This window comes from Pontiella sp., from assembly GCF_041622395.1.
Classification (GTDB): domain Bacteria; phylum Verrucomicrobiota; class Kiritimatiellia; order Kiritimatiellales; family Pontiellaceae; genus Pontiella.
On record NZ_JBFJYW010000228.1, the window covers coordinates 1 to 6,509 of the forward strand.

Sequence of the window (6,509 nt, forward strand, 5' to 3'; positions counted from 1 at the left end):
GAGCCCGGCGAAGGGGACGCGGCGAAACCCGCGCCCGCCAAGGCGAAACCGGAACCCGAAGAGAAATAAGTCGAGATTCGCGAGGCGTGAAGTTCACGCTTCCCCCCTCTCTTCACTATGTCCAACCAGATCCAGATCAACCAACAGCTGATGGAGCGCGAAGACCGACTGGTCGAGGTGTTCGAGCTGGAACGGCAGATCAACGCCATTTTAGGCGGCGATCCGTTCCCGCTTGCGCCGCCCGACGGCCTGCCGTCGCTCCAAAAGCGCAAGAAGCCCGCGCGCAAAGCGGCCGCGCCGGCGGCGGCCCCGTTGCGCTTGCGCAAGCTGGATCTGGAATCGGAGTCGGCCTACCGCATCGTCTACCGCGACGGCGAGCTGGAGAAGACGGAAATCCACCTCGACCCCAAGCCGTTGACCGCGCTGGCCAGCACCCCGCTGCCGCACATCGACGTGTTGCGCATTGAAACGGTCCGTTGCGAGGCGCGCGACCGTTGGGAGACGGTGGAACAGCTCCTCCCCTGATCAACCTCCCGTTACCGCCCGATTCGCGGCCCGCGAGACGACGAAAGGAACAGCATGAAGTTTGCAAAGATGTTGGCGCTCCTGCTTGCCGCGCTGTTGGCGGGATGCGCATCGGTCAAGCGGCTGCCGCCGCCGGACCACTATGCGACGCTGGCCGGGATTCCCGGCATACCCGACGTGCGCGTGTGGGGCGACAACGGAACCATTGTCGACCAGAACGGGCTGCGGCTCCTGCGGCAGCGAATGGCCGAAGATCCCGACTTCGACCCCCAAGCCCCGATCCATTTCCTGGCGATTTCGGGCGGCGGACAGAAGGGCGCCTTCGGGGCCGGCCTCCTTTCGGGCTGGACCGACTCCGGCACCCGCCCCGAGTTCCGCATGGTGACGGGCATCAGTACCGGATCGCTACTGGCCCCGTTCGCCTTCCTCGGCCCGGAATACGACCGGGCCATCCAGGAAATGTACACCCGCTTCTCCACCAAGGATGTGCTCAAACACCGCTTTTTCTCCGGCTTGTTCACGGGCGATTCGATGGCCGACAACGCGCCGTTGCGCAACATTGTCGAAACTTATTTCACGCCCGTTGAAATGGAGAAGGTGGCGCGGGAATACGGGCGCGGGCGGTGGTTGCTGGTGGGCACCACCTATCTCGACGTGCAGCGCCCGGTCATCTGGAACATCGGGGCCATCGCGTCCAGCGGACACCCGGATGCCTACGATTTGATCATCGATGTGCTGCTGGCGTCTTCCGCGATCCCCGGTGTCTTTCCGCCGGTCTATTTCAAGGTGGAGCGCAACGGGCAAACCTTCGACGAACTGCACGTCGATGGCGGCGTCACGACCCAGGTGTTCATCAGTCCCGTTTCCTACAATATGGAAGACGCGCTGAAACGCGCCGGGTTCGAGGGCGAAGCGCATGTCTACCTCATCCGCAATGCGAAGGTGTCGCCGGAGATCGAACATTTGAAACCCAAAACGGTACCGATCCTGACGCAATCGCTGGCGACGTTGCTGCGCGCGCAGGGGCTCGGCGACATGTACCGGATCTACCAGAATGCGCAAATCAACAACATGGCATACCACGTGGCCTACTTGCCGGACCACTTTCGCGACGAGCCCGACGACCTCTTCAACATCGAATACATGAGCGCGCTGTTTCAGCTGGCCTACACCCAGGCGCAAAACGGATATCCCTGGGAAAGCAAGCTGCCCGAGTTCAAGCAGGTCGGCGGGCTAGGCAAAGAAGAGACCGGCATTTTGGAACGTTAGGCCGGCCAGCCGCTCTTCGGAGATCCCGCGCAGTTCGGCGGCTTTCGCCAGCACCAGGCGGACGTTGGCGGGTTCGTTCAGCGGGCCGGCGGCGGAGGCGGGCAGGATGTCGGGCGCATCGGTTTCGATGAGGATGCGGTCGTCCGGCACGGCGCAAATGGCGGCGGCGGCCTTGCGGTTGTTCGGACGGGTGATGGAGCCCGAGAACGAAATGTAGCCGCCGCGTTTCACCAATTCCCGGGCCACCTCGGCCGAGCCGCCGAAGCAGTGGATGAGCATGCCGCGCGGCAGCTCGCCGAAGCCATCGAGCAGTTCGATCAACCGTCCCCAGGCCTGGCGGCAGTGGATCGAAACGGGACGCTGCAGGCGGCGGGCGATTTCGAGTTGATCGAGAAAGACGGCTTCCTGATCGGCGTCGTCGCGGCCCTCGATGGCCTGGTCGATGCCGATTTCCCCCACCCCGGCGGCCGGATGTTCCAGCAAAAGTTGCTCAAGCGTTTCGGCCCAATGGGGCGTGCGTTCGCCGATGAACCACGGATGCAGTCCAAACGACGGGACAACGCCGGGGTAGCGTTCCATCAGTTCCACCACCTGCGGCCAATCGTTTTCGCGGCACCCCTTGACGCCCATGGCAACCACTCCCGCGGCGGCGGCGCGGTCCATCACCGCGTCGATCTGCGCGAACAGGCGTTCGTCCTGGATGTGGTTGTGGCAATCGAACAGTTTCAGGCGCGGGCTTCGGACGGACATAAAAAAACTCCTGGGCTACATGAACGGGCGCGCCCAACCGAAGAAGGCTTTGATGAGGCGCGTCTGGATGACCGTGCCGGCTTCGGGGACTTCGGGGAAATAGCCGACGTCGACATAGTTTTGCCGGAAGTCGGGGTCGCGCGGGGAAAGCGGGTTGCAGTCCGTCTTCAGCTCATAGTTGGTGGTGTAGCGATAGGGCCAGATATCGAAGACGGGCAATGCGGCGGAGATGGCGCCGATGAAGCCGCTGAAGCGGGAGATGACCGGGGTCTTGGGTCCTTTGCTGACGGTCCAGGCATTCTGCGGTTCGCAGGCGTTGAGGATCCGCTTTTCGAGTTCGAGCGCCACCGCTTCGTCGTGGATGAAGACGCCGCACTCGGTGTTGAGCTTGGCGGAGCGCGGATCGAAGTTGTGCGAACCGATCAGCGCCACCTTGCCATCGAGCACGAAGGATTTGGCATGGATGCAGAGCAACGGGCCGACCCGTTCGATCTGTTCGATGTCTTCGCGGTTTTCAATGCCCGACTGTTCGATGACGCGGTCGACGATCGCATCGAGTCCGTGGACATAGCGCGGCCGGTCGCCGGGATAGGGCTTGGACTCGTAGATGTCGATGCCGGTTTTTTTGTAGAGCTCCTTGCGGTGCTTGAACGAGAGGGCATAGACGTGCAGGTGGTCGGCCGCGGCCAGGCTGTTGCTCGATGCGACGATCCGGAAATCGGGATGCTTGGAGCGGATCCGATTGATGCCGCGCCGCTGGTCGCGGCTATAGATGAGGTAGGGGGTTTGGTAGACGAGGCGGTCCTGCCCGCTACGGAGCACAAATTCGAACCAATCGTCGAAATCCATCCGCTCCTTTTTGCCGCTGAACTTGCGCGGGGTGTCGTAGGCAAACCGCACCTCGTCGGCTTCAAAGACCTGGATCGTGGGCCGCACCTTCGAGAGGGACCTGGCGTTGGCCAGCGCATCGATCTCGGCGAATCTCCAGGCGTCGGCCGGGTCGGCCAACGGATCGCCGCCGTTGGTCAAGCGCTCGAACGCCTGCCGCACATCGAGCAGCTGCGTGAGGAACACGGCGTTCTTGTCCTGCCAGAACAGCTCGAAGGATTCCTGCATGTCGCCCACCGACGGGCCGGCCACGACGACGTCGCGGTCGCGGAAAAGGAAATCCGGGTTCCGGTCGTAGTATTGGCCGCTATAGTTGCGGCCGCCGGCAACCCCGATCTGGCCATCGATCAGCAGCAGCTTGTTGTGCATGCGGCGGTTCAGGTGCCGGGTTTTGAACAGCAGGTTGTCCCAGGCGCCGATGCGGCCGATGACCGAGGCCTCGCCGAGCGGCTTGTAGAGGCAGATCTCCAGGTTGCGGTGGGCGCGCGCCATGCGGGCGAGCACACGGGGCGAAGCCGGCATGTTCAGCGCATCGATCAGCACCCGCACCAGCACGCCGCGCTCGGCGGCCTTCACCAGTTCGTCGAACACGAAGCGGCTGGTGGGGTCGTCCTTCCAGATGAACGTCTGGATGTCGATCGATCGCACGGCGGCGCGGATGAGGTGGATGCGGGCCAGCAGGGCATCGTCGCCCAGCTCCAGCAGAGCGACATACTCGGCGGTGCTTCCGGCCGCGCGATGCGCCCGCGCCCGGGCCGCCAGCTCCTGGAATTCGGACGGGATGGGCTGGGCGATTTCGATGTCGTTGCGCTTCAGCCGCTGGTAGCGGAAGGCGTTCTCGAGCTCCCGCTCCGGGATGCTCGTACAGCCGGCCAAGCACACGACTCCCAACAGCAAAAGTTTTTTAGCTCCACACATCGGACTTCACCTTATACATTGTGGAACATGAAGCAAACCATTCTCTATTTAGCAATCGCGCTGGCGGCCTGTGCCAGCGGCCGCACGTGGACGAATACGCAGGGCAAAGAGGTGGAGGCCGAGGTGGTGAAGGTCAACGCCAACAGGACCGTCATGCTCAAAACCTCCCGCGGGAAAACGGTCACGGTTCCGTTCGACACGTTTGTTGCCGCCGATGTGAAACACCTCGAAGACCTGCTCGCGGCGCCGGCCCGCGGCGACCTCCATGCCGTGCCGTGGAACGAACTCAACGAGCTGTTCGGCCGGCAAATCTGGCAGGACGACCACCTGTGGGACGATGCAACCGGCGCGGCCGCCAAGCGGATGGGCCTGAAGAAGGAATCGAGAACCGCCTTCATGGAAAACCACCGCGCCTACCCGCTCGGTCGGGAAAACATTCTGGACGAACCCGTCTACACCGCCGCGCTCTACGGCGGGGAAGAAAACGCCGCCAGCATTTCGTTCGTCTTCCTGAACCTCGGCGACATGCCCATGCCCGGCGGCGCCGTCAGCCCGAAAACCATCAAGGAGATGGCCCAGAAGATCGAAGATTGCGGACGGCACATACACGACGTCCTGGTCTCCAAGCTCGGCGAACCCAAGCGCGATTCCCTGGGCAAAGGCGACATGCGCGAGAAGGTCTGGCGCTGGGATTGGAACGACCACGCGATCATGCTGGCCGAGGCCGAGGGCAAATATGTTGCCCTGCGCATCATGCCCACCGAGCGGGCCGACCGCGCCGGCCGGGTGGAGAAGATCACCGAGAGCGAACTCAAGCAGCGCATGGCCTCATGCGTCGAACGGCGCGACAACGGCGACGTGATCATCCGGAACATTCCCATGGTCGACCAAGGCCCGAAGGGCTACTGCTCGCCGGCGACCTGGGAGCGCTATTTGCGCTTCATGGAAATCCCGGCCGACATGTATCTGCTGGCCCTCGCCGGCAATACCGGCATCGGCGGCGGCACCAACATGGAAGACATGCTCAACGCGACCAAGTCGCTCATCTCCTCCAATGGCCGCGAGCTGGACCCCATCAGCGGCTCGCTGGCGCCGGAAGATCTTGCGGAGTACATCGACCAGGGGCTTCCGATCATGTGGCGCTTCCTGAGCACCCCCTCCTTCCAACTTTCCGCCAACAACAACACCGCCCGGCGCAACGGGAAAGAAGTGAAAAACAAAAACGACTCCGGCCAGGCCGAGGATACCGGGGCGGGCGGACACATCTGCCTGATCATCGGCTACAACCGGCAGACCGGGGAAATCGCCATCTCCGATAGCTGGGGCCCCAAATTCGCCGAACGCTGGGTCTCGGTCTCCGATGCCCAGCGGGTCTCCTACGGCGCCATGAACGTGATCAAGTGGTAGAAACTGCCCGTATTTCGCGACCGGTCCTCGCGGAATTCTAAGGCTTATTTGATTGCGGCCCTTTGGGGGCGCGGATATATTCGGCGCTCGTTTTTAAGGGAAATCTTTATATTCAAACAACTACAAGGAGACTGGTTATGTCAGAAATCATTGATGTATTGGCACGTGAAATTCTCGACTCCCGCGGCAATCCCACCCTCGAAGTCGACATCACGCTCGACTCCGGCGCAACCGGCCGCGCGGCTGTTCCGTCCGGTGCTTCCACCGGCGTCAACGAAGCGCTCGAACTGCGCGACGGCGACAAATCCCGCTACCTCGGCAAGGGCTGCGAAAAGGCCGTTGACAACGTCAACGACATCATCGCCCCGGCCATCATCGGCATGGACGCCATCGACCAGGTCGGCATCGACAACCTGATGATCGAACTCGACGGCACCAAGACCAAGTCCAAGCTCGGCGCCAACGCCATGCTGGGCGTCTCCCTGGCCGTTGCCCACGCCGCGGCCGACGAACTCGGCATTCCGCTGTTCCGCTACATCGGCGGCACCAACGCCAAGGCTCTGCCGGTTCCGATGATGAACATCATCAACGGCGGGTCCCACTCCGACGCCCCGATCGCCTTCCAGGAATTCATGATCCGCCCCATCGGCGCTCCGACCTTTAAAGAAGCCCTGCGCTGCGGCGCGGAAGTATTCCACGCGCTCAAAGCCATCATTAAGAAGAAAGGCCTCTCCACTGCAGTAGGCGACGAA

At 62.7% G+C, this 6,509-nt stretch carries 5 protein-coding genes and 1 pseudogene; 4 read left to right on the forward strand and 2 right to left on the reverse strand.

What is annotated here, in order from left to right:
• Positions 1-117: 117 nt before the first annotated feature.
• Together ABYO54_RS12610 and ABYO54_RS12615 are read left to right on the forward strand one after the other, a co-directional pair.
• Complete coding sequence (locus tag ABYO54_RS12610; RefSeq protein WP_372808606.1) at positions 118-525, forward strand: hypothetical protein; 408 nt, start codon at positions 118-120, stop codon at positions 523-525.
• A 54-nt stretch (positions 526-579) separates the two neighbouring features.
• Positions 580-1,794: a patatin-like phospholipase family protein gene (locus ABYO54_RS12615; RefSeq protein ID WP_372808607.1), complete on the forward strand. Its 1,215-nt coding sequence runs from the start codon at positions 580-582 to the stop codon at positions 1,792-1,794.
• Here ABYO54_RS12615 and ABYO54_RS12620 read toward each other — a convergent pair.
• Both ABYO54_RS12620 and ABYO54_RS12625 read right to left on the reverse strand, forming a co-directional pair.
• The gene (locus ABYO54_RS12620; RefSeq protein ID WP_372808608.1) at positions 1,759-2,544 is read right to left on the reverse strand and encodes a TatD family hydrolase; all 786 of its coding nucleotides are present in this window, start codon (positions 2,542-2,544) and stop codon (positions 1,759-1,761) included. The two genes, ABYO54_RS12615 and ABYO54_RS12620, sit on opposite strands and share 36 nt — an antisense overlap.
• Positions 2,545-2,559: 15 nt before the next feature.
• The gene (locus tag ABYO54_RS12625; protein WP_372808609.1) at positions 2,560-4,308 is read right to left on the reverse strand and encodes a phosphatidylserine/phosphatidylglycerophosphate/cardiolipin synthase family protein; all 1,749 of its coding nucleotides are present in this window, start codon (positions 4,306-4,308) and stop codon (positions 2,560-2,562) included.
• 69 nt (positions 4,309-4,377) lie between these two features.
• Here ABYO54_RS12625 and ABYO54_RS12630 point away from each other — a divergent pair, with 69 nt between their 5' ends.
• Positions 4,378-5,757: a hypothetical protein gene (locus ABYO54_RS12630; RefSeq protein ID WP_372808610.1), complete on the forward strand. Its 1,380-nt coding sequence runs from the start codon at positions 4,378-4,380 to the stop codon at positions 5,755-5,757.
• Between the two features lie 137 nt (positions 5,758-5,894).
• Positions 5,895-6,509: pseudogene (gene eno / locus ABYO54_RS12635) on the forward strand (phosphopyruvate hydratase); the annotation flags it as partial.